Below are 23007 nucleotides of genomic sequence, written 5' to 3' on the forward strand. Positions count from 1 at the left end.
AGGTTATGGATATGAAGATCAGGTTTCTGGGCCTACCCCTGGCCGCAGTGGCATTCCTGGCTCTGGCCGGCTGCGCTTCACCTACCGTGGTGACCTTGCAGAACGGTACCCAGTATTTGACCAAGGACACCCCCAATACCCGTACCGCTGACGGCTTCTACGAATTCGAAGACATTTCCGGCAAGAAAGTCCGGGTCCGCGCCGATGACGTGGCGACGATCCGCAAGGAAGACTGATTCTCTCCGAGCCCTTGCCTTTAACGAGAGCGCCGGTTGTCAAATCATCGCCATGACGTGACGAGAACGCCAACGGCCTCTCGTCACGTTGACGGATAACAACTAGGCGAACACGATGCCCTCGCCTCCCACCTGCCCCAGGCCCACACCCACCAAGGTCACCGAACTGTCGCCCACCTTGAGCAACGTGTCGCTGCCCACCTGCGACAGGTGCTGGCTGTAGTCGTAACCCGCCCCGGCGTCCTGCACGCCGATGAACAGCAGTTTGTCGCCCGCCTCATAACCGCTGATCCGATCCTGGCCGAACGCGCCATTGAAGACAAATGTGTCGCTGCCACCGCCGGATTGCATCACGTCATTGCCCGCGCCGCCGACAAAGGTGTCGTTACCCGCGCCCCCCACCAACACATCATCGCCATCCTGGCCGAACAACCAGTCGCCCGTGGGCCGGGCAACCAACGTATCGTTGGCCGCGCTGCCGTTGACCGATGACGCGTACGCCGCCAGGTTGCCCCCCGCCAGCAACCCGTTGGCGGTGACACTGTGACTGACCTCATCCTTGAACAACCCCCAGAGCAACCCCGGCTCTTTGCTGACCAGCGTGCCGATATCCCGCGTCAGGCTGAGCCCGCCCTGGGCGTCGCGGACATACAAGGTCCCGGCCCCGTCATGGGCGAAGCTGAACTCCTTGATCGATTGCTGCAGTTGCAAGCTATTGCTGCCCTGCCCGCCCAAGATCACGTTGTAACCCCCGCCATCGCGGAAGGTGTCGTTACCGGCGCGGCCTTCCAGGTAATCGCTGCCCTGGCCGCCCTGGATCAGGTCATCACGGTCGCTGCCAATGATGAAGGTACTGCCCGTATGGGTTTCGGCATTGCGATTGAGGTCCTGTACCCAAGTATTGCCACGCGCCGGGTCCGACAGGTTGGCAACGATGATGGTCGAGTCCTTTTCCGTAAGGTCGTAGAACGCCGAGCCCAGGATCCGACCCATGCCATCGCTGTAACCGGAGGGCAGGTGGGAAATCCAGGTGGGAATGTTGAGGATGGAAAACGGCAACACATTCCACGTCGCTGAAGCGTAGTGGTCGTTGAAGCTGACGATGTTGTTGGTGGCCGATTCCTGCTGTGCGTCATGCACGCCCACTGAAGACAGGTTGAACGTCGAGCCGTCCAGCGCCCTGAACACCGGATCGTTTTCATAGCCGATGTTCAGTACTTTATCGGTACTGCTCTGGGTCGGCGAGGCGTAGGCGATGTAGTTAGCGTCGGTGTAGAACCCCGACCATTGGCTCGCGCTCAAGTCCGCCAGGCTGTTGACCGCCAGCCCGCCCAGGCTGTGACCGCTGACCAGCACGTCCTTGCCCGTCAGGCCATGGGCCTGGGCAAATGCCGCGACGTCACCCAGCAGGTTGCCAAAGGCTTCGCCTGCGTAGTTTTTCGCGTAATCCTTAGGGCCCAGCGCGGCCATGACATCGTTGATGATGTCGCCAATGGCGTCACCGATCAGGTTCTCCCGTGGGCCGCTGGTGCCGCGAAACGACACGCCGATTTCCTTCAGGTGCCCCTCGGCGTCGTACTTGCCAAGGATCTCCACCTGCGCGGTGGTGTAGCCGGCTTTCTCGCCGAAAAACGTCCCGCGACTGTCTACCTTGCCGGTGTAGCCCAGTTGCGACGCACTGATGGGCGTCCAGCCGGCCTTCTGCACCGCCTCCAACGCGAGCTTTTCCGAGTCGGGATTCCACGGCACGCCAGGGATCACCCCTTGGGAATCGGTGCCACCCAGCAGCGCCGTCACCAGGGTCGCTGGCAGGCCGACACCGAAACCGTTCTGCTGATAGCCGGCGGCAAAGCCGTGATCGAGGTTGTGGTAGGAATACAGCATGATCGCCATTGCATCGCTGACCCATGCTTTGGACTCGGTGGTACTGAGGTTCTTGTAGTCGTAGACACCCATCGTGGTTACTCGCTTTTGTTGTTGGAATGCTAAAACCGGGTTCAAGTGATTTGCAGGATGAAGGGGCATGTGCCCCCCGCCTTGGGTCAGAACTGCCAATCCAGCGTCAGGCCCACGCCATGGGTTTTATCCCGTGGACCCAGCAGGCCGTTGTAATCCAGGTTGACCCGGACATCCTTGGCCACCGCCAGCCCGGCACGGGCACCGATCACCGCGGCATTGCGGTCCATCGACACGCTCTGCACCGCGAAGGTGTGGGTACTGCCGGTAAATGCCAGGTCCTGCTCGGAACGGGTATTGCTCAGGTTGTGTTGCCAGCCGAGGGATCCGGACAACTGCAACTGCTGTTGCTCCGACAGCGCCAGGGTATGGCTGGCCCGCACGCCCAGTGTCGAGAGCACGGCGTCACGACGCTCGTCGCCACCCTTGAGGGCCGCGGCATCGCCCTTTTCACGGAAACTGTCACTGTCCAGGTGTACGTAGGCCAGGTTGGCGAACGGCTCCAGAGACACTGGTTGAAAATCGAGGCGATACGCGGCTTCGGTGAACAACTGGGCGGTCTGGGCGTCGCGCTTGGTTTTTTCCTGGCCACTCACCGCGTCGAACTGAACCTCACGCTTGACGTCGATGCGATGCCAGCTATAGGCACCGCCGACGGTCAGGCGCAGGTGCTCGATCTCATGGCCCAGGTACGCGCCCAGGTGATAACTGTCAGCCTTGGCCGACGAATGCGTGCCGTCCCCCAGGCTCAAGGAGCTGTCGCTGTAACCGGTGACGAAACCCAGCCGTGTCTGGTCGCTGATCAAACCATCGACACCCGCCAGCAGCCCGCCAATGGAACGGGTGGAATTGGCGTTATCGCCGCCGCCATCGTTTTTACCCCAGGCACCCAGCACCTTGACCCAGGCATTGCTATGGGTATCCGTGGGCGTATTGGCGTCGTACAGCGCGTCCTGACGCAGGCGGTCGCCTACGGCTTCGCGCAGGTAACGGCTGTCGTTGATCAACAGCGTGCCGATGGCCGGATGAATCTCACCAGACAGTTGCTGGAATGCCTGTTGCGCCACGGCGGCGCTGGGTGACAACAACAAGGCTTCGTACACGCCGTTGCCCGCGCCCAGTTGCTCGGCGGCAGTCGCCACCGAACGCTGGTTCGGCGTCAGGCCGAGGCTGCTGAAAGACCTGGCGTTTCGCGCCACCGCCAGTTGAACGCCACTGGCTGAATACGCCAGGTCACCGCCAAGGAACGCGTAGTTGGGCAGGACTTCACCGAAGCGCCCTTCAATACCGTCGGCCGCCTGGAGGATATTGAATTGCCGACCGAGCAGGCTTTTCACCTCGCTGGCGGTGAGCAGCGTCGAACTGTTTTCCAGGGACAATGACACCGTTGCGCCTTCGATGGAGGCCTTGCCGCCCGCGACAATCAAATCGCTGGCCGTGGAGGACACTTCCACGGCGTAGGTCGAGCCGGGCTGGAACGTCACGTCCCCAGCCACTTGCAAGGTGCCAATGGAATTGCCTGGCGCCACGGCGCCGCCGCGATTGGCCGTCAGGCTGGACAGGCGCCCGGTGCCACCGAGGATGCCGCCGTCGTTGACGGTGACGGCCGACGCCAGCGAACCGTTGACCGCCAGGCGGCCCTCATTGACCAGGGTGGGCCCGCTGTAGGTGCTCTCCCCGGTCAGCACCAGGGTCCCGACGCCCTCCTTGGTCAGGCCGCCGTGACCGGAGATGTCGTTGCGCCAGACGTCCAGGCCACACTGGATGCCGCTGCACACGCGCTCCGTAGGTTTACCGGCATCGATGATCGCGCCGACGCCAGGCAGGTCCGCCACAAACTGGCCTGTGCCATAGGCACCGTCGATCCGAAACTCCTCGGCAATGTCCTGTTCGGTCACCAGCATCGATGGGCCGTCAATGGCCTTGGCCAAGTTGATCATGCCCCAGCCATACAACGCATCGACGCCCGGTGCGCCCATATCGGTGGCGGTGGTGCGCAGTACATTGGCGACCTGGGCGCCGGTCATGTAGGGGAAGCGCTCCATCAGCACCGCCACGCTGCCGGCCACGTGAGGCGCGGCCATGGAGGTGCCGCTCTTATTGGCGTATCCCACGGTCAGGTCATCGGCCCCGGTACCGCCAATCACGGCGCTGTAGACTCGGGTGCCCGGCGCCGACACACAGAAACTGGCGGTGTAGCCACAGCGCGACGAGAAGGTGCTGAGGGTGTATGGGTCAGGGCTGGCCGTATCCGGGTTGACTTGCAGCGCCGCCACGGTGAGCCAGTTTGGCGCGATATCCGGCACGAAGTACGCCAGGCCCGCGATGGCATCTGGGTTGTTGAGGTTGTAGTCGTTGCCGGCGGCGAAGATCGTCACGATACCGCTGCGGGCGGCGGCGATAGCCCCCTCGTAGGCGCCACCCGGCCGGGTACCCAGCAACGGTTCGATCTGGTCGAATTGCAGTTGCGCATCTTGCACGGTGAAGTGCGGGAACGCCGGGTCGCGGCCGCCCTGGTCGAAGCGGTCGGTGATGCCGATGCCCCAACTGTTGTTGATGATCCGCGCGCCGCTGGCGATCAGTGCATCCCAACCGGCCTTGTACACCGCACCGTCGTTGCCCAGGATGATGCCGTCTTCGGGCCCGGGATCGCCGTTGTCGGCACTGATGATCTGCGCATCGAACGCCACGCCGTGCATCGGGCTGCCATCGCGACTGCCGGCGGCGATCCCGCCGACGTGGGTGCCATGGGAACCCAACTTGCCGTCGGAACCCACGGTGGGCGAGCCGTCGTAGCGGAACGGGTCTCCAGCCCTCACCGGGATGTACGGGTCGGTGTACTCGCGGATGCCGCTGGTGACGAGGGTCACGACTTTGTCGCTGCCGGAGAACTCCGGATGAGCCGCATAGACCGGTTGGTCGAAAATCCCCAGCTTGACGCCCTTGCCGGTGTAGCCGGCGGCGTAGGCCTGCTGCGCATTGATTGCCCCAAGGCCCCACTCGGCGTTGAATTCAGCACTGCGCCAGCTGTCCGGATTCCCTGGCGTGCCGCTCTCGACATACGGCGCCGCCTGAGCGCTGCCCACGGCCGCCAGGGTGCAGAGCATGGCATGGCTGAAGGGTTTGAGCAGGTGTGGGCGAGTCGCTTGGCCGGGCTGTTTTTTGTTGTCCGCTTTCATCGTGAACCATCCTTAGTTGTTGCAATAATCCTTTGGTTTGCACGGTTGTCTGTGGATCGGTCATTGCTCCCGGACCACAAACGCCTCATCCACCTTCGCCAGGTCCTGCGCGCCAAGGGTGCCGGCGTAGTAATGCAACTTGGTCCAGGCCATGAGGTAGTCGTACCGGGCCTGGGCCAAGTCGCGGCGGGTGGTGTAGAGCTGTTGTTCGGCGTTGAGCGCGTCGAGGTTGACTCGCTCGCCGCCGAGGATGCTTTGTCGGGTCGACACCACCAGCGCTTCGGCGGAGGCCAGGGCTTTCTGGTAGGCCCGCAGTTTCTTCACCCCCGAGACGCAGGCGCTGAACTGACGGCGCAGTTCGATCAGGGTTTCCCGGGTCTTGGCGTCGAGTTCGTACTCGGCCTGTTCCATGTTGCGGCTGGCCTGGCGGGTCGAGGCCGAGACCCCGCCACCGGCGTACAGCGGCACACTGACTTCCAGGCCGATGGTGTTGGTGTCGTAGCGTTGGTTGTAGGTGTTGCCACTTTCCGACTCGTTCTGGCGCATCGTCGCGTAGGCGCTGACCTTGGGCAGGTGCCCGGCGCGATTGCGCTCGACTTCGAAGCGCGCCACGTCCACGGCCTGACGCTGGGACGCCAGGTTCGGGTTGTTGCTCACCGCCAGTTCGTGCCAGGTGTCGAAACTGGCCGGTTGCAGGGCGAAGGTCTGGAAGGTTTCGTTCAGCGGGGCCAGGTCAGCGATATTCAGGGCCGGAACGCCAATCAGCGCGCCCAGTTCGCGCAAGGAGGCGTCTTGCTCGTCGCGCGCCTCGATTTCTTCGGCGGTTGCCAGCTCATAGCGAGACTCGGCCTCGAGGATGTCGGTGCGCGTACCTTCCCCCTGGCGAAACAGGTGCTCGTTCTGGCGAAACTGTTGTTCAAAGGCCTTTTTCTTGGCCTGGGCGATGTCGATCTGGTCTTGGGCGAAAAGGGCCTGGGTGTAATAGCTGAGTACCCGCACCAGCAGCTCCTGGCTCTTGCCGCGAAAGTTTTCGTCGGCGAACAGCGCCTGCGCCACGCCTTTTCGATAAGCCGCGTACGCCTCGTAGTCCAACAGCGGCTGTTGCAGGGTCAGGCTGGAGCCATAGCTGCTGTAGTTGCGGTCGTCATGCTGGCTGGCGCCGCGGTCATTGAGGTAAGTGACCTTGGATTGGTTGCGGCCCTTGTTGTAGCTGTAGCCCAGCTGCGGCAGCAGTCCCGCGCGGCCGATGGCACGGTTTTCCAGGCCGGCATCGCGCTCCTTGATCGCGCCCAGGTACACCGGGTCATTGCGTAGCGCCTGTTCGTAGATGTCGAACGGTCCCATGGCCCAGGCGTTACTGCAGACAGCCGCCGTCAATGCGGCGAGCCAATAAAAGCGCTTCATACCAGCTGCCATCCTTATTCTTCGGTCAACGCGGAGCCGGCTCGGTCGAGCAGCGGTTTGAACAGGTAGTTGAGGAGCGAGCGCTCGCCGGTGCGAACGAACATCTCCGCCGGCATGCCCGGCTTGATCACCAGGCCGTTGAGCTTTTCCATCGCCACATCGCTGACGCTGCTGCGCAGGACGTAATACGGCGCACCGGTCTTCTCATCGAGCATTTGGTCGGCGGAAATCAGGCTGACCTCTCCCGAGACCCTCGGCGTACGGTTCTGGTTGAAGGCGGTGAACAGGATGTCCACGGGCAAATGACTGCCAACCTTGTCGATCAGGTGCACCGGCAGGTGCCCTTCCACTTCCAGCCGCGTGCCTTGGGGCACGATTTCCAGCAGGGTGTCGCCCTGGCGCACCACCGCGCCTTCGGTGTGCACCCCGAGGTTGACGGCGATACCGTCAGCGGTGGCGAGGATTTCACTGTGCTGCAGCTCGAATCCAGCGGATTTCAGCTGCTGTAGCAGGGTCTCGCCCTTGAGCTGGGCGTCGGCCAGTTGACTGCGCACTTCTTTCTGGTATTCCTCATTGTGCTGTTGCAGTTTCAGGCGAGACTCAACGATGCCCTGCTCCACCCGGCCACTTTCGCCACTGTTTTGTGCCAGCTCCTGTTGCACTTGCGACAGCTGGCGCTGGTAGTCCAGCAGGCGATTGCGCGGGATGTAGCCGTTGTCCGCCAAGGGTTGCAGGTTGCCCAGTTGCAGGCGCAGGGATTCGGCCTGGGCACTCAGGTCACTGCGGGCCCGGCGCATGCCCGCCAGTTGGGCCGTGGCGCCTTCGATATTGGCGCGCAACGCGGCCTGCTCCCGGGCAAACGCTTCGCGGCGGCTGCTGAACAACTGCCGCTGGCCTTCGAGCACCAGCGCCAACTGCGGATCCGGGTCGTGGCTCAGTTGCGCCGGGAAAATCACTTGCCCGAGGTTATCCCGCTCGCTTTGCCAGCGCGCCAGGCTGGCCCAGGCCATCCGATACTGGGCTTGCAGCGACTGCACGTCGGCGGCGGCCTGGGTCTGGTCGAGCCGAAACAACGGCTGGCCCTGCTTCACCGTCTCGCCTTCGCGCACCAGGATCCGGCTGACCACCCCGCTGCTCATGGACTGCACGGCTTTGCGCTTGCCGGAAACCACGACGGTGCCTTGTACCGGGATACCTTGGTCCAACGGTGCCAGGCTGGCCCAGATGAAAAAACTGCCGGCACCCAGGATCGCCAGTGCCCAGCCCAGGCGAGTGTAGAAACGGGCGTCATGTTCGCAGCGTTCGAGGGTTTCAGGTATTTGAGTGTGTTCGAGGTTCATGTCGCGATCCTTGCTCATGCGCCGCTGGGTTTGCTGGCGGCCTGGTACTGGCGACTCATGCTCAGTCCGTTGGGGGTCGGCTGGGGGTTTTCTTGCTGTGAGCCCTGCTGTGAGCCGCGCTGTGAGTCCCGTTGGGACTCCGAGTGGCCGGACAATGCCCGCAGCACCTCTTGGCTCGGGCCGAAGGCCTGTAGTCGGCCCTCGTTGAGCACCAGCAGCTTGTCGGCCTGGGCCAACGCCGAGGAGCGATGAGTGACCAGCACGACGGTGGTGCCCTGGGCCTTCATCTGCGCGATGGCGCTGGCCAGTGCCGCCTCGCCCACCGTGTCCAGGTTGGAGTTGGGTTCGTCGAGCACCACCAGGCACGGCCGGTCATACATCGCCCGGGCCAACGCCACCCGTTGCTTCTGCCCGCCTGACAACCCACCGCCGTCCTCCCCCAACACCGTGTCGTAGCCTTGGGGCATGCGCAGGATCAGCTCATGCACACCGGCCTGTTGCGCGGCGGCGACGATTTTTTGCGGGTCGGCTTCGCTAAATCTCGCGATGTTCTCGGCGATGCTGCCGCTGAACAGTTCGATGTCTTGGGGCAGATAGCCGATATGCGGGCCGAGTTGATCGCGTTTCCAGCGGTGGATGTCGGCCCCGTCGAGCCGCACGGTGCCGCCAAGGGTCGGCCACACGCCCACCATCACCCGGGCCAGGGTGGATTTCCCGGAGCCCGAAGCCCCCAGCACCCCGAGCACTTCCCCGGCCGCGAGGCTGAAGCCGAGCAGGTGCAACGTCGCATTGCGTTGCCCCGGCGGCCCCGCGCTCACTTGCTCGAAGCTCACCTGGCCCTTGGGCGGCGGCAACGTCATTGCGTCGTTCTGCGGTGGGTAAGCCTGCAGCAACGCATTGAGACGACGATATGCCAGCTTGGCGCCGCTCCACTGCTTCCACACAGCAATCAACTGGTCGATGGGACTCAGCACCCGGCCCATCAAAATCGAACCGGCGATCATCATCCCGGCGGTCATGTCGCCCTTGATCACCAACAGTGCACCCAATCCCAGCACCAGGGATTGCAGGCACAGGCGCAGAGTCTTGCTCAAGGAACTGATCACCGCGCCGGTGTCGCTGGCCTGGTTCTGTAGGCCGAGAAAGCGCGAGTGCACGGCAAACCAGCGGTTGCGCAGCGCGCCGAGCATGCCCATGGCCTGGATGGTCTCGGCGTTATGCAAATGGCTGGTAGCGAGCTGGCTGGACTGTTGCGAGTAAATGCTGGCCTGTCCCAACGGTTTTTTGGTCATGGCTTCGTTCAGGCAGGCCAGGCCAATCAGCAACAGCGTGCCGACAGTGGCGAATACCCCAAGCCAGACGTTGAACAGGTAGATCACCAGCAGGTAGATGGGAAACCACGGCGCGTCAAAGAAGGCGAACAACGCAGGTCCGGTGACGAACTGACGAACATGGGTCAGGTCGCCCAGGGATTGCCCGGCATTGCCCTCGCCCTGGAGCAGGTTGCGCTCGAACGCCGCTTTGTACACCTGGAGGTTGAAACGCCTTTCCAACTGACTGCCGATACGGATGACAATGAAGCTGCGCACCATTTCCAGCAGCCCGATAAAGACAAAGAATCCGATTACCATCAATGACAACATCGCCAGGGTGGTTTCGTTTTGCGATGACAGTCCCCGGTCATATACCTGCAACATATAAATCGAAGGCGCCAGCATCAGGACATTAATCAATGCAGTGAAACAACCCACGCTGATCAGAATATTTTTGTAGTCGCCCAGCGCCTTAAAGAGTGGCACTGCGGCATTGCTCCTTGCCGTATTCATGAATCTTCCTTGCTGTAGGCTTAGCCAGATACCCGACAGGGACTCAACTTACCCATCTTTAATAATTAAATCGGATCATGCTGATCCGCAGATCTGTTTAACCAGCCTGCGCTGATCAACCAGCGTCTTTTCCAAGTTGTCCTCGTTCGTTAACGAGTGTCTTGGCTATTGCTTCGTTCCAACGTAATGATCAGGCCTGACTTTAAGGTGACTTGATAGTGCTGCGCTTGGCGCAGCCCCAGATGAACCCTGGAGTTTTGTTTGCCAATCAGTGAAAGACCGTCGGGCTCGGTGAACCAATGGACCGGCTCATCCCCCAGCCAATGGCCCAGGCAATCGGTTTGCCCGCCCAGGGTCTGGTCCGCCCTGAGTTCGACGAGGCACGTATTGGACGGCTTATCCTGCAACGCCTGGGTTTGCGCATTTTCCTGCGGCCCCGACAAAACGGCCTGCCACTGACCGGCCAACTGTGAGGGTTCTGCTAACAACAGGCTGCGCGCCATGGCGACTTCTCCACAAAACATCATCAACGTAGCGCTTAACCAGGCGATTGCCCGGACGCTACACGGTATCGATTCTCTGCGCACGGCTCTGATCCTGGCTGGGGATCCCGCAGGAGCAGCCGCTCCCACGGGATCGGATGATCAGGCCACGATGTCCGAGAGCGCTGCCTGGCCGACGGTGCTGACCAGGAAGTCAGCCGCACCATGCCCGGAGAAGTCCACCGAGAGCAGGCTGTTGCCACCCGAACTCGACAGCACCGCGTCACCCGCCGCCCCCGTGAAGGCATTCACGAAATGCAGGCCCGCGCCTTTGGTGATACCGGTCAGGTCGATCTTGTCAAAGCCACTGACGAAATCGAGGATCTGGTCCGTTGCCCCCGGCCGCGAGTCGGTACTGGCGGCGAACACGAAGGTGTCCGAACCGGAACCGCCCCACAGCTTGTCCGCGCCACCAGCGCCCCAGAGAATATCGTTGCCGGCACCGCCCTTGAGTTCGTTGGCCACCGAGTTACCGATCAGCAGGTCGCTGCCCGAGCCGCCAGTGGCGTTCTCGACAATCGCGCCCTTGGCAATGGAAACGTTACCCACCATGCCGCCAACGTCGGAGAACGAGGCGTCATTGAGGTTGATTTTCTGGTTCTGGGTAAAACCGGAGAAATCCAGGGTGTCGCGTCCGCCTGCGTCCCATACCGAGAACACCACTTTGTCCGAGGACGAGGAAGCGCTGAGGAAATCCCGGCCGGTGTTGGAGTTGAAACCGTAGGTGGTGTCGCCGGTCCGAGTGTTGGTGTTGGCGCCGTAGAGTTTCTGGATGGCCGCGATGTCATCCATCAGCGGACCCGACGCATAGGCCTCGACCCCACCTTTGCTGAAGTTCTGGTCGGTATTGCTTTCACTCCAGTAGCTCATGACGCTGTAGCCACGGGTGTCCTGGCCGTAAGTGGCGTCATCGTAGGTCGGGCTGCCTTCACCGGCGTTGTAGTCGCCGGGGTGCGCCAGGCCCAGTGTGTGGCCGATCTCGTGGGTCAAGGTCTGGCGGCCGTAATTGTTCAGGTCCGGGTTCTTGTTCTGGGTGTAACTGCTGTTGATCAGGTACCAGGACGTCCCGTCATAACCGGCGCCGGTTCCCGGCAAATAGGCGAATGCCGCCGCGCCGTCCTGGCCGCCGCTGTAGTTGCCGAAGGTCATGTGGCCGTCGCCACCGCTGGCCTTCTCGGTGAAGGTGACGTTGGCCACGTCCGCCCAGGATTGCATCGCCAGGAATGCCTGGCCTTTCTGCTGGGCGCTGAATTGGCTGAAACCGCTGATCCCGTGCTTGTTCATGGTGCTTGAGGAGGCGGAGGTCAGGAACGTGTAGGTCAGCTCGATCTTGCCGCTGCCATCCCGATCCTGATAGGCCGCGCCGTCGCGCAGCAACTGAGTGGCCGCCTCGTCGACGGAATACGACGGTTTGCCGTTGACGGTCAGGTCGCCGCCACGGTCGTATTGATGGCTGAAATTATTGATCTGGTTGAATGCACTGCTGGAGGCCGCCAAGGGTTGCGGGGCCCAGAGCAGTTGTTCGGAAGAATCAATAGCGTTGGTTTTGACTTTCGACATAAACACACTTCCTTGTTTGTAATGGAACCGTTTTTGTCAGACAGACAATCTCTGGCGAGATCGTCCTATCACTCGCCCAATGAGGACGCAAGAAAGCTGACACAATTCGAAATCAATCGTCCAGCCATTTTTTTATTCAATTGCACGGATAAGCCTTCAACCCCCACAGACAATAGGCTTTGGTTCCCAGCTAATACTCGCTTACAGCGAAAACTTTAAGATTGTCGGACAAAACTCTATTTAAATATTAAATATCGATAAACACTCAAATGCGCACCGTGTCGCAGTTTCGCCAACTAAGTGCCAGTGAAACGCTATTAATTAATATCTACTAAATCTCGGCGGTTTTGCGCCCACACACTTCCCGCAGACAGCCTCTGAACCAACGGTGCACGGGGTCGGCATCCAGGCGCGGGTGCCAAAGCATGGAGATGGTGAATCCGGGCACCGCAAACGGCAGCGCAAAACTGTGCATCCCCACGCGCAGGCTGGCGGTATAGCGTTCCGGGACGCTGGCGATGAGGTCGCTGGAGCGGGCCAGCCCCAGCGCCGTGGAAAATCCCGGGACGGTCGTGACGATGTCCCGTGCAAGATTCAGAGGGGCCAAGGCGTCGTCAACGGGGCCATGATCCAACCCGCGCAGGGAAATGCCAATGTGTCCGCCTGCCAGGTACTCGGAAGGGCTCACCGCTGCCCGACTCAGCGGATGCCCTGAACGCACCACACCGATGACACGGTCGTCGAACAACGCTTGCGTTCGCAGTTCCGGGCTGGTGCTCGCGTCCACAACGGCGGTTTCCAAGTCCACGGAGCCCTCGCGCAGCGCCCTGCTATCCCGGTCCGCCTTGTCCACGAAGCGCAGACGTACACCAGGCGCTTGTGCATTGATGTGGGCCATCAAGTCGAGGGCGAAGTTTTCCACGAACCCTTCGCGGGTGCGCAGCGTAAAGGTCCGGCTCAACCGGCGCAGGTCCGGCACCTGCGCCGGTCGCAGCACCGCCTGGGCATCCTGGACCAGTTGGCTGACCTGGTCGCGCAACGCCAAGGCCCGAGGCGTCGGCACCAGGCCACGCCCGGCCCGCACCAACAACGGGTCACCGGTGGTTTCCCGTAACCGCGCCAGCGCCCGGCTCATGGCCGACGGGCTGAGCTGCAGCCGCCGAGCAGCCCGGGCCACGCTGCCTTCTGACAGCAATACATCGAGGGTGACCAGCAAGTTGAGGTCGGGTGTGGACATGGTTGGGCCCTGGCGTGATAGATGGCGTTAAGTGCAGCTATAACATGCAAATGGTGCGTCTTCCGCCATGTTATGCCCAGGCGTAAGGTTCGGGTAGCGCCGATTCGGCCGCGACAGAGAAGAGGACACGATGAAGCCAGTCAATACGCAACACCCCCTGCCGACGGCAGCGGGCGTGGAACGGATCTTTTCAACGCGCTGGGCGTTGGCCAGCCTGGCGCTCTCGACGCTGCTGGCGTCCCTGGGCGCCAGTGTCGCCACCGTGGGGCTGCCGACGCTGGCGCAGGCATTCAACGCCTCCTTCCAGCAGGTTCAATGGGTGGTGCTCGCCTATCTGCTGGCGATCACCACGCTGATTGTCAGCGTCGGGCGACTGGGGGATATGATCGGGCGTCGGCCGCTGCTCCTGGCCGGGATTCTGTTGTTCACCCTCGCCTCGACCCTGTGCGGCCTGGCGCCGTCGCTTGGCGGATTGATCGCGGGCCGAGCGCTGCAAGGCCTGGGAGCAGCCATCATGATGACGCTGACCCTGGCCTTGGTTGGCGAAACCGTTGGCAAGGATAAGACCGGCAGCGCAATGGGGCTGCTGGCTACGCTGTCGGCGGTCGGCACGGCCCTGGGGCCCTCTTTCGGTGGCGTGCTGATCACTCAATTCGGCTGGCAAGCCTTGTTCCTGGTCAATTTGCCCCTTGGGCTGCTGACGTTGTTGCTGGCATGGCGTTCACTGCCTGCCCGGCAGCCGCCGGCCAAGGTGGAAAAAAACCGCTTCGATGTGACAGGTACCCTGCTGCTGGCAGCAACACTGGCGGCTTATGCCCTGGCGATGACTTCGGGACGCGGCCACTTCGGCGGATCGAATGTCGCGCTGTTGCTTGCGGCGATCCTCGGCGGTGGACTGTTCATCCTGGCGCAGAGCCGGGTTGCGTCGCCACTGATCCCCTTGGTGTTGTTTCGAGACCGACTGCTGGTTTCGGGGCTGGCCACCAGTGCCTTGGTCGCGGCGGTCATGATGGCGACGTTGCTGGTCGGGCCCTTTTACCTGTCCATCGCCCTTGGGTTGCCCGCAGCGCTGGTCGGGCTGGTGCTGGCGGCCGGACCGTCCGTTGCCGCGCTCGCCGGAGTGCCGGCCGGGCGCCTGGCAGACCGGTTCGGCGTGCGTCCCATGCGGCTCGTCGGGCTGGGGATCATGGTTCTCGGCTGCCTGATGCTGTCGCTGATGTCACCGGTCTTTGGCGTAGGTGGCTATGTCGCCGCGATCGTGGTCACGACCCTTGGCTATGCGTTGTTCCAGACGGCCAATAACACGGCGGTCATGGCGGACGTTCCCGCCGACAGGCGTGGCGTCATCGCCGGGCTGCTCAATCTGTCGCGCAACCTGGGTTTCTTTACAGGGGCCTCGGTCCTCGGTGCGATATTTGCGATGGCATTACCGACGAACGGGATCACTTCCGCCACGCCGGAAGCCGTCGCAAACGGCTTGCAAATCACCTTCGCCACCGCTTTGGCGCTGATGGTTCTGGCAGGTGCAATCGCCCTGAAATGCCGCGTGCCAGGGCCTTCGAACCAACACCAGGACACCCCTTGCGAAGGATGATGGCATTGTGAGTATTCCTGGTTAGGTCGTGATGCAGATCAAAAAAACTGAACCAATCGCAAAACGGACTGAAAAAAGCCATATGACTTTCATTTTCAGGTGCTATTTTTAGTTCTCACTGGTAGAGCCATGACGGCTCTTCCTTCCTGACATGAGCTAAAGGAAGCGCTCGATTGAAGAAGGCGGGCAATACATGAATAAAGGATCTTTCAGCAAGGTTACGTTCCCCAATGCCTGCCAGTTGATGCGCTGGCATTTCCATCCCATGGGATTTGAAGCCAGTATGGACGCACCGGGGAGCATGGTTGCCCGGCTGTTTGACCGTGCCAGCGGCGAGACCATGATCGCTATTGCGGGCATCCCCTGCGCGACCGTGATGAACGCCCCGGATGTGGAGCGAATCATCGAGGCGGTGGAGGCCGAGCTGGAAGCTTTTGTGCCACCGGTTGGCTTGCGGCGATTTGCCTCCTGACAAAAAGAAGCCCACATCAAGTGGGCTTTTTTGTGGGGCTTAGCACCAACTCCCGCTAAGGGCTCGATCAACCGCGAGTCCGACGATGATCAGCAAAAAACGGCTTGCCCGCTCCGATACAGTCCGACGCTTTCGGCCCATTGGCAGTCTGCCCATCCTGGCCGTCAACGTACCAGTAGCAATGCTGCACGGCGCGAGTAATCCCCACGTAGGCCAGGCGCAAAATCTCGTCTTTTTGCGCGGTGTCGTAGGGCTCGGCATCACCGTCCCGGCCCAACCCGGCCATTCGGTAGACCTGATTCTTGTAGGGCGAGCTAGTCAGATGCTGGCAGTCGCCCAGCAAAAATACCGCATCGGCCTGCAGCCCCTTGGCGCTGTGATAGGTCATCTGCCGCAGGCGTCGTTCCTCGTAAGGTAAGTTAGAATCCACATTAACTGTCGAGCTAATATGATTTTGAATCATTAACTTATCGCTACTTTTTCGATACAGCATCAAGATTGAATCGCCCTTTCGATAGTGCTCATCCAGCCGCTGCGCCAAGGCTTCGTCGTCGCGATCCAGCACGTTGACCGGACTCAGCGAACGAGGCTTGCCACTGGCCTTGGCCTTTTTCCCTGGGATAGCCGTCGCTGCGCGCACGATGTGCTCAGCGGCATCGATGATGTGCTGGTGGCTGCGGTAGTTGTCGGTGAGCATCACCCGGGTGCTCTTCGGCGATGGGAATTGCTTGTCGAACCCCATGAAATAGCTGGGGGAGCTGCCACGCCAGCCGTAGATCGATTGCCAATCGTCTCCGACACACAGCAAGGAAGAGCGCTGTGCGCCGCGCCCCACGTGCATGGCCGGGCCACGGCGGCGCACTTCGCGAAGACTGGCGCGAAGCCATGAGACAATCTGCGGCGAAACGTCCTGGAATTCGTCGATCATCAGGTGTGACAAGGGCCGCAGCAATGAATCGCTGAGCAATTTGAAATTTTCCGGGGAGTGCTCGCTGAACAACGCGAACATCCGGTTGTAGGTCATGATCGGTGGCGACTGATCAAGTAAATGATCTTCGAATGCCCGCCAGTAACGGCTCAATGCCTCGAAGAAATAGCGATCCGGGTCATCCTGGGAAAAACACATCCTTCCCACGGCATCCGGCACGTCCAGGCCAAGGTTCTCGATAAACCCCGCGGCGGCGACAAAACAATCCAGCAGCGGCGCCGAGCCCAGCTCGCCCTTGACCTTGTAATCGAACCCGGGCCCCGCGCTGGCATCGCCCGCTAGAGACGCCAATACGCGTTTTGACGCTTCATAACTTTCAAGCCATATCAGTGGTTTGCGACAGAAAGCTTGAAATAGGGTGCGCTTTACCGCCCATTCCGCACGGATACTCAACTTGGCGCCCGGCCGGCTCAGTCGGGCGTCCTCTCGCGGGTCGAAACCCAACATCACCCAGGCGTCCAAGGCGGGGACGTAGCCGTGGCAATGGAATGTCGAGCCATTGATCTCGAATGTCTGCCGTTTGGGTTCGATCCCCTTGATTGGCCAGGCGCCAGCCCGAAACCACAGGTCTTCGATCCCGTCGCACAGTTCTTCGTCACGCTGGGCGGCCAGTTCGGTCACGGCCACGCGTTTTTGCACATCCGGGTGGTCCCGCTCCAACTCCTTGAGCTGCAATGCATGCCGCGACAACGGTTTGATCAGCCCGCGGAAGCGCTCGTCACGCTGGTAAAGCGCGTGATAACAGGCGTTGAGTTGTTGGCGCTGAGCCTCGTTGATGCGCAAGTCGAATGGATTGTCCAGGGCATCGTCATCGCCCTGTCCTGCACGAGGGCTCAGGGTCTCGAAGGCCTGGAGCCGCTCGAATCCGGGCAGGTTGCGCACCATGGGCAAGATGCGCGAATGAAAGGTGCGCACCAGGTCGCGAGCTTGCTTGAGGCTGATCGTTCGCCCCCACAGGGCAAACACTTCAATCAGTTTTTGGATGAAGTCCTTGCGCGATTCACGGGTGAAGGTCACCACTGTCATCGAGTCCAGCTCGAAACCCAGGTAATGCGACAGCAGCACGATACGCAGCACCAATGTGGTGGACTTGCCCGCACCCGCGCCGGCCACCACCGATGTCGCGGGCGTATCACTGAAAATCATTTTCCATTGCGCCGCACTGGGTTGCGCCTGTGCCGGCAGCAATCGAGCGACATCCGCCTTGATGCGTTTCTTCAGTTCAGCTGGCAACGGCAGGCGCCAATCGTCAAACAGCAGGTCATCGACCTTCGGAGCTGGATGTTCGGTGCTGCGCGAGTCGCGGATCAGCAGGACCTGGCGCCCCTCTTCCAGCCCTTCGGCCTTGCCTTCTTGATAACCATAGTCAAAACCGGCGGTATGCCCGCTGCGAAAGCCATCGGCCTGACCGTGCAGCCAGGACGCCCGGTGCTGGGCGCGCAGGCGCGTCAGGCCATGACCAAAAAATCGGGCGGCCAGGCGCTTGAATAACGGCATCTGAGCCAAAGGCAGCAAGTCAGGGGGAAGATCGGGAGTGTGTTGCGACACGCTGGGAGACTCCGGTGTTCTGAATCATGACGGCTATGGTGTCTGGATTTGCCGTCAGGTTCCACCAAAAAGCTTTTAAGTCATGTATTTAGGCGATGAAGTGAAAGTGGTATCCCACATTGGCATCATCGTAGGCTAGGGATCGCTATCGCGAGCAAGCTCGCTCCCACAGGGATTTGCGGCGGAGTCGGAATCGCAAATCACTGCAAATCCAAATGTGGGAGCGAGCTTGCTCGCGATGAGGCGATCAAAGACTAAAAATTTGTAGATCAACCAGTTAGAGGAATTATCTAAAGATAATACTGCGATACAAGAGATCACTGGCGAGGGAGCAAAGCCCCTCGCCACAGCGGGGTCACTTGCCGGCAATGGCTGCATCCACCAACGATTGCGCCTCAACCACCAATTGCTTGAGGTGCTCATCGCCAATGAAGCTCTCGGCGTAGATCTTGTAGATGTCCTCGGTGCCGGACGGTCGCGCCGCGAACCAGCCGTTTTCGGTCATGACCTTCAAGCCGCCGATGGCTTGGTCATTGCCTGGCGCATTGCTGAGGATGTTCTGGATTTTCTCCCCGGCCAACTCGGTGGACGCCACCTGGTCTGGCGACAGTTTGCTTAGCAACGCCTTCTGCTGCGGGCTGGCCTTGGCGTCCACGCGTACCGAGAACGGTTCGCCCAGCTCATCCGTCAGGGCGCGGTAGGCCTGGCTTGGGTCGCGACCGGTGCGGGCAGTCATTTCAGCCGCCAGCAACGCCGGGATCAGGCCGTCCTTGTCGGTGCTCCAAACGCCGCCGTCCTTGCGCAGGAACGAAGCGCCGGCACTTTCTTCGCCACCAAAGCCCAGGGAGCCATCGAACAACCCGTCGGCAAACCACTTGAAGCCGACCGGCACTTCATAGAGGCGCCGACCCAGGCGTTTGGCGACGCGATCGATCAGGCCGCTGCTGACCACCGTCTTGCCCACGGCGGCGTCAGCGCGCCATTGCGGGCGATTCTGGAACAGGTAGTCGATGGACACCGCCAGATAGCTGTTCGGCGCCAACAGGCCGCCGGACGGCGTCACGATGCCATGGCGGTCATGGTCTGGGTCGCAGGCGAAGGCCACGTCGAAACGTTCCTTCAGGCCGATCAGCCCTTGCATGGCATGGCTGGAGGACGGGTCCATGCGGATCTGCCCGTCCCAATCGACGGTCATGAAGCGGAAGGTGGAGTCCACATGGGTGTTCACCACTTCCAGGTCCAGGCGGTAGTGTTCGGCGATGGCCGGCCAGTAGCGCACACCCGCGCCGCCCAGTGGGTCGACGCCCAAGTGCAACCCGGCACCGCGAATGGCATCGAAATCGATGACGTTGCCCAGGTCTGCCACGTAGGTGTTGACGTAGTCGTGGCGGTGGGTGGTATCGGCCTTCAGGGCCTGTTCGTAGCTGATGCGCTTGACCCCCGCCAGCTGGTTGGCCAGCAGTTCGTTGGCCTTGGCCTCGATCCATTTGGTGATATGGGTATCGGCCGGGCCGCCATTGGTGGGGTTGTACTTGTAGCCCCCACTTTGCGGCGGGTTGTGGGACGGTGTGATGACAATGCCGTCCGCCAGGCCTGAGGTGCGACCTCGGTTGTAGCAGAGAATGGCGTGGGAAATCGCTGGCGTCGGGGTGTATTCATCACCTTCGGCGATCATCACGGTTACACCGTTGGCGGCGAACACTTCCAGTGCGCTTGCGCCCGCCGGGGTCGACAGCGCATGGGTGTCGATACCAATGAACAGCGGCCCATTGATGCCCTGGGCTTCACGGTACAAGCAGATCGCCTGACTGATTGCCAGCACGTGCCACTCGTTGAACCCCAGATCGAAGGAACTGCCACGGTGACCGGAGGTGCCGAACGCCACGCGCTGGGTGGCAACTGAGGCATCGGGTCGGCCGGTGTAATAGGCCGTCACCAGTCGCGGGATATCGATCAACAACTCTGCCGGTGCCGGCTTGCCCGCAAATGGACTGACTGTCATGCAATACCTCTGGATGGAATGGCTCGAGAAATGGGATGCAGTTTACTGACAGTTCGACCATGGCGCGATGGGTTCGATCCATCCTCATCAGGATTGCTCGAGCCTCAAGGCATCGGCCAGCGCGCAGAGCGCTGTGTCCAGGTCGTCCGACCCGTTCAAGGCGTGAGTCAAGCGCATGTGTTGCGCATATAACCCCTGGATGCTGAACAGCTCGCCTGGCGCGATGACGATTCGCTGGGCAAGCAGGCGCTGGAAAACCCGCCGTAGATCGACCGGACGCGAGGATCGCATCCAGATCGTCGCACCGCCTTCGGGTGCGACCCATTGGAGGCTGTCCCCGAGCCGTTCACGCAGCAATTGCGTTGCCGAAACCGCGCTTTCACGCAGCAAACGCCGCAAAACCAGCAAGTGTTGATCGATCCGACCGTTGCTGTACAAGCGCGCAATGGCTTTCTGGCGAATCGGCGATAAACGAAAGGCGCGCAATAGGAAATGCCGCTGCAATTGCAGGGTCAACTGGCGCGACAACACATACCCATAGGGGGCCTCCGGGCCGATGGTTTTCTCGAACGTGGAATAGACAATCAACCGGTCCGGGTCGAGCAAATCCCGAAAAGGCACCACGCCTGCCTCGAAGGCCAGGTCGGCGTAGCTGTCGTTCTCCAGCACCCACGTGCCGTGGAACGCCAGCAGATGTGCCACGGCATGGCGGTTGTGCTCAAGCATGAGCGTGCCCCTCGGCATGCTCAGGACCGAAGACAGCACCACCAGGCGCACCGTTTCGCTCACCAGCAGTTGCTCCAACTGCTCGGTATTGATCTGGCCGTCCGTCCGCAACGGCAGCTCGATGACTCGGATTTCGGCGGCCTGCAGCAGGCGCAGGATGGTCCAGTCGCAGGGTGATTCGATCAGTACCGTGGCGCCCTTGAGCGCCAGCGCGGCAATGAGGATTTCCAGGACGCCGCGCAGATCGGCGCCGATATAGACGTCATCGGCACTCCAGCAGCGGGATGCAGAAGAGGTGTAGCGGGCGGCCAGTGCCGCACGCAGCTCCAACTCGCCCCAGGGTTGCGAAGGCGCCTGCGAGGACCGCGGGTACTGGCGTAGCAGCTCGCGCTCGAGCAACAACAATGGGCTATCCAGTGGTTGCATCGACGCCGGTTCATCCGCACTGAGCACCAGCATGCCCGGTCGCCGCGCATTGACGTACAGGGTCTCGAGCAAATCATCGCCGCCGTCCAGGGTGGCAACGCAAGGCACTGGCAGCGCGTAGTAACCGGACTTGGCGATCGAGTAGACCCGGCCTTCCTTTTCCAGCAACGAATAAGCGTACTGGATGGTAGAAATCGACACGTCAAGACGCTCGGCCAACTGTCGCAGCGACGGCAGGCGTACCCGGGCATCGGCACCCAATTCGTTGATCAGGGTCGTCAGGTATCGATACACCGCCTGGTAGGCGAAGTCTGGTTCCCGGCAACTTTTCATGGGGTCTGCCCCAAAAAACAGGCCATGACCGGCCCAGCCGGAACACCGGGAACAATGGCCGGATATGGGGAGGATGAATCCGCCAAACCGCGTTCCTCAGTGCCTTGCCGAGCGTTCGCACAGGCCATCGGCGCCCTGCCCGGCTTCTTCAGCGTCTACAGCTTGCGGCTCGATCCCCGATACGGTGTCCTGTTCCGGCAGCGCAATGCTGGCCCGGTACAACTTGCCGAGCAGATCGATGGACAGGCCGCTGACGTCGATCATCCACTGCGCCACCTGATCGGTAATGGGCGCACCCTGCATGGCCCTGTGCAGATCCGGCAAAGCCACCAGCATGCCAGGGTGGCAGCAACGCAGGAAATGCTCCAGGCCTGCACCTTGCGCCACGAAGGGGGCGAACAGCATGCACACCAGTTGCGTTTCGTTGAGCCCCAGGTTTTTCTGCGCTTCGATGGCGGCCTGGGCGCGGCGCTCAGGGACAGTCGAAGGCGTGCCAAACAACTCCCGAGTGTGCTGGCAGGCATGTTCCGGCAGTTGCTTGCGATGCATGAGCATGATCGCCCGCTGTACGTAATCCCCGTAGCCCGTTTCGTAGCTGCGCCCTTGCAGGTAACAGGCCTGCAAGCCATGTAAATGCGCCGACAGCAGAGGACTGACATATTCGTTTTCGGGTGCCGATACGATGAGACTCTCGGTCTGTATCCGCAGGAACTCGTTGAAAAGCGGCCAGTTGGTTTCTTCCGAGCGGTCGAGGAACAGGTCGTCGATACCAATGTGCCCGACTCGCCGGCAGGCCTCGAAATGACCTTCGGGCTGCCATCCACGGAGGCGATCCTGACCATAAAATGACTGGTAGGGATCGTTGCCCAGGGTATCGAGTTGCGCAAAAAGACTGTCAAAGCCGCCGTTGTCGATGGCCAGGTCGATCTTGCGGGCCGCGCGGCGAAGACCCGACATGAATTGTTTCTGCTGGCGCGGCGTCTCGCTGCTGACCAACGAATCCACCCCCGCCTCCCAGCGCGCCACATGCCGATAGAACTCCGCCATCGCCAGATAACTGTCGTCGCCCACCTCCAAGGGACTGTCCGGTGAGCGAAGATGCCCCAGCACCAGCATGTCCGTGCGGCAGGCCTCATGCCCGGCCACCGACAGCGGCTGGTTATGATTGAAGGGCAGCACCTCACGGTTATCCGCCATCAGTAGCTCGACCCGGGGATCGTCGTAGACAAACAGTGCGCTGTAGCAGCGATGGATGTTTTCCAGGGCCGAGTGGGTGGTTTCGCTCAGGCGCGGTGTGGCGACACGCAAGTCGAAGGTCACCGGATGCCTGCCAGCGATACTTAATTGCGCGGCCCGCAAGGCCGTCAGCACGTAAAAGCTGTCCCGACTGCCGTTCTGGACCGTCAGCACGCGATAATCGCCAATCCGCTCAATGCCTCCGGCGGCGACAATTAAACGCTGGATCAAAAGCTGCAACGCGGTACGCTCTGCCCGGGAATAAAAACCCAACAGTCGTTGCAATATCTGCTGATACACGTGAGTCATTGCCTGCTCGTGAATTGCACTCATAGCCATTTACCTGGAATTCGAATATCGGCGTCGCACCCGCACCAATGTGATCGTGCGACGTGTAGATCT

The 23007-nt window shown here is 61.3% G+C and carries 15 protein-coding genes; 3 read left to right on the plus strand and 12 right to left on the minus strand.

What is annotated here, in order from left to right; genetic code table 11:
* Positions 1–11 precede the first annotated feature (11 nt).
* On the plus strand, positions 12–236 hold the full coding sequence (locus tag LOY70_RS14955) for a YgdI/YgdR family lipoprotein (protein WP_123344327.1): 225 nt from the start codon (positions 12–14) through the stop codon (positions 234–236).
* A 102-nt stretch (positions 237–338) separates the two neighbouring features.
* Here LOY70_RS14955 and LOY70_RS14960 read toward each other — a convergent pair whose 3' ends face one another.
* From LOY70_RS14960 to LOY70_RS14995, 8 genes are all read right to left on the minus strand, one after another.
* Positions 339–2192, minus strand: a complete 1854-nt coding sequence (locus tag LOY70_RS14960; RefSeq protein WP_265037843.1) for a polyurethanase — start codon at positions 2190–2192, stop codon at positions 339–341.
* Between the two features lie 86 nt (positions 2193–2278).
* Positions 2279–5299, minus strand: a complete 3021-nt coding sequence (locus LOY70_RS14965; protein WP_265038074.1) for an autotransporter serine protease — start codon at positions 5297–5299, stop codon at positions 2279–2281.
* Positions 5300–5431: 132 nt separating this feature from the next.
* Positions 5432–6775, minus strand: coding sequence for a TolC family outer membrane protein (locus LOY70_RS14970; protein WP_265037845.1), 1344 nt, complete (start codon positions 6773–6775; stop codon positions 5432–5434).
* A 14-nt stretch (positions 6776–6789) separates the two neighbouring features.
* Entirely contained in the window at positions 6790–8133 is a 1344-nt protein-coding gene (locus tag LOY70_RS14975) for an HlyD family type I secretion periplasmic adaptor subunit (RefSeq protein WP_265037846.1), read from the minus strand.
* A complete protein-coding gene (locus LOY70_RS14980) occupies positions 8130–9941 on the minus strand; it encodes a type I secretion system permease/ATPase (protein ID WP_265037848.1) in 1812 nt (603 codons plus the stop codon). Before LOY70_RS14980 ends, LOY70_RS14975 begins: the two co-directional genes overlap by 4 nt.
* A 149-nt stretch (positions 9942–10090) precedes the next feature.
* The gene (locus LOY70_RS14985; protein ID WP_080712551.1) at positions 10091–10468 is read right to left on the minus strand and encodes an AprI/Inh family metalloprotease inhibitor; all 378 of its coding nucleotides are present in this window, start codon (positions 10466–10468) and stop codon (positions 10091–10093) included.
* Positions 10469–10585: 117 nt separating this feature from the next.
* Entirely contained in the window at positions 10586–12043 is a 1458-nt protein-coding gene (locus LOY70_RS14990) for a serralysin family metalloprotease (protein ID WP_265037849.1), read from the minus strand.
* 331 nt (positions 12044–12374) lie between these two features.
* Complete coding sequence (locus LOY70_RS14995; protein ID WP_265037851.1) at positions 12375–13280, minus strand: LysR family transcriptional regulator; 906 nt, start codon at positions 13278–13280, stop codon at positions 12375–12377.
* 130 nt (positions 13281–13410) lie between these two features.
* Here LOY70_RS14995 and LOY70_RS15000 point away from each other — a divergent pair, with 130 nt between their 5' ends.
* On the plus strand, positions 13411–14874 hold the full coding sequence (locus LOY70_RS15000; protein ID WP_265037853.1) for an MFS transporter: 1464 nt from the start codon (positions 13411–13413) through the stop codon (positions 14872–14874).
* 193 nt (positions 14875–15067) lie between these two features.
* Positions 15068–15346, plus strand: coding sequence for a DUF1652 domain-containing protein (locus tag LOY70_RS15005; RefSeq protein ID WP_003201764.1), 279 nt, complete (start codon positions 15068–15070; stop codon positions 15344–15346).
* 67 nt (positions 15347–15413) lie between these two features.
* Here LOY70_RS15005 and LOY70_RS15010 read toward each other — a convergent pair whose 3' ends face one another.
* The 4 genes from LOY70_RS15010 to LOY70_RS15025 form a co-directional block, all read right to left on the minus strand.
* On the minus strand, positions 15414–17882 hold the full coding sequence (locus LOY70_RS15010) for a UvrD-helicase domain-containing protein (protein ID WP_265037854.1): 2469 nt from the start codon (positions 17880–17882) through the stop codon (positions 15414–15416).
* 355 nt (positions 17883–18237) lie between these two features.
* Positions 18238–19884, minus strand: coding sequence for a phosphoglucomutase (alpha-D-glucose-1,6-bisphosphate-dependent) (gene pgm, locus LOY70_RS15015; RefSeq protein ID WP_123344192.1), 1647 nt, complete (start codon positions 19882–19884; stop codon positions 18238–18240).
* An 87-nt stretch (positions 19885–19971) separates the two neighbouring features.
* Entirely contained in the window at positions 19972–21369 is a 1398-nt protein-coding gene (locus tag LOY70_RS15020; protein ID WP_265037856.1) for a PLP-dependent aminotransferase family protein, read from the minus strand.
* Between the two features lie 96 nt (positions 21370–21465).
* Entirely contained in the window at positions 21466–22938 is a 1473-nt protein-coding gene (locus LOY70_RS15025) for a hypothetical protein (RefSeq protein ID WP_265037858.1), read from the minus strand.
* Between the last annotated feature and the right edge of the window lie 69 nt (positions 22939–23007).

This window comes from Pseudomonas sp. B21-054, from assembly GCF_026016345.1.
Taxonomy (GTDB): Bacteria; Pseudomonadota; Gammaproteobacteria; order Pseudomonadales; family Pseudomonadaceae; genus Aquipseudomonas.

Excerpts from the sequence above, each read along its gene's own strand:
- LOY70_RS14955 (WP_123344327.1), top strand. The coding sequence starts at position 12 with ATGAAGATCAGGTTTCTGGGCCTACCCCTGGCCGCAGTGGCATTCCTG.
- LOY70_RS14960 (WP_265037843.1), bottom strand. The coding sequence starts at position 2,192 with ATGGGTGTCTACGACTACAAGAACCTCAGTACCACCGAGTCCAAAGCA.
- LOY70_RS14965 (WP_265038074.1), bottom strand. The coding sequence starts at position 5,299 with ATGCTCTGCACCCTGGCGGCCGTGGGCAGCGCTCAGGCGGCGCCGTAT.
- LOY70_RS14970 (WP_265037845.1), bottom strand. The coding sequence starts at position 6,775 with ATGAAGCGCTTTTATTGGCTCGCCGCATTGACGGCGGCTGTCTGCAGT.
- LOY70_RS14975 (WP_265037846.1), bottom strand. The coding sequence starts at position 8,133 with ATGAGCAAGGATCGCGACATGAACCTCGAACACACTCAAATACCTGAA.
- LOY70_RS14980 (WP_265037848.1), bottom strand. The coding sequence starts at position 9,941 with ATGAATACGGCAAGGAGCAATGCCGCAGTGCCACTCTTTAAGGCGCTG.
- LOY70_RS14985 (WP_080712551.1), bottom strand. The coding sequence starts at position 10,468 with ATGATGTTTTGTGGAGAAGTCGCCATGGCGCGCAGCCTGTTGTTAGCA.
- LOY70_RS14990 (WP_265037849.1), bottom strand. The coding sequence starts at position 12,043 with ATGTCGAAAGTCAAAACCAACGCTATTGATTCTTCCGAACAACTGCTC.
- LOY70_RS14995 (WP_265037851.1), bottom strand. The coding sequence starts at position 13,280 with ATGTCCACACCCGACCTCAACTTGCTGGTCACCCTCGATGTATTGCTG.
- LOY70_RS15000 (WP_265037853.1), top strand. The coding sequence starts at position 13,411 with ATGAAGCCAGTCAATACGCAACACCCCCTGCCGACGGCAGCGGGCGTG.
- LOY70_RS15005 (WP_003201764.1), top strand. The coding sequence starts at position 15,068 with ATGAATAAAGGATCTTTCAGCAAGGTTACGTTCCCCAATGCCTGCCAG.
- pgm (WP_123344192.1), bottom strand. The coding sequence starts at position 19,884 with ATGACAGTCAGTCCATTTGCGGGCAAGCCGGCACCGGCAGAGTTGTTG.
- LOY70_RS15020 (WP_265037856.1), bottom strand. The coding sequence starts at position 21,369 with ATGAAAAGTTGCCGGGAACCAGACTTCGCCTACCAGGCGGTGTATCGA.
- LOY70_RS15025 (WP_265037858.1), bottom strand. The coding sequence starts at position 22,938 with ATGAGTGCAATTCACGAGCAGGCAATGACTCACGTGTATCAGCAGATA.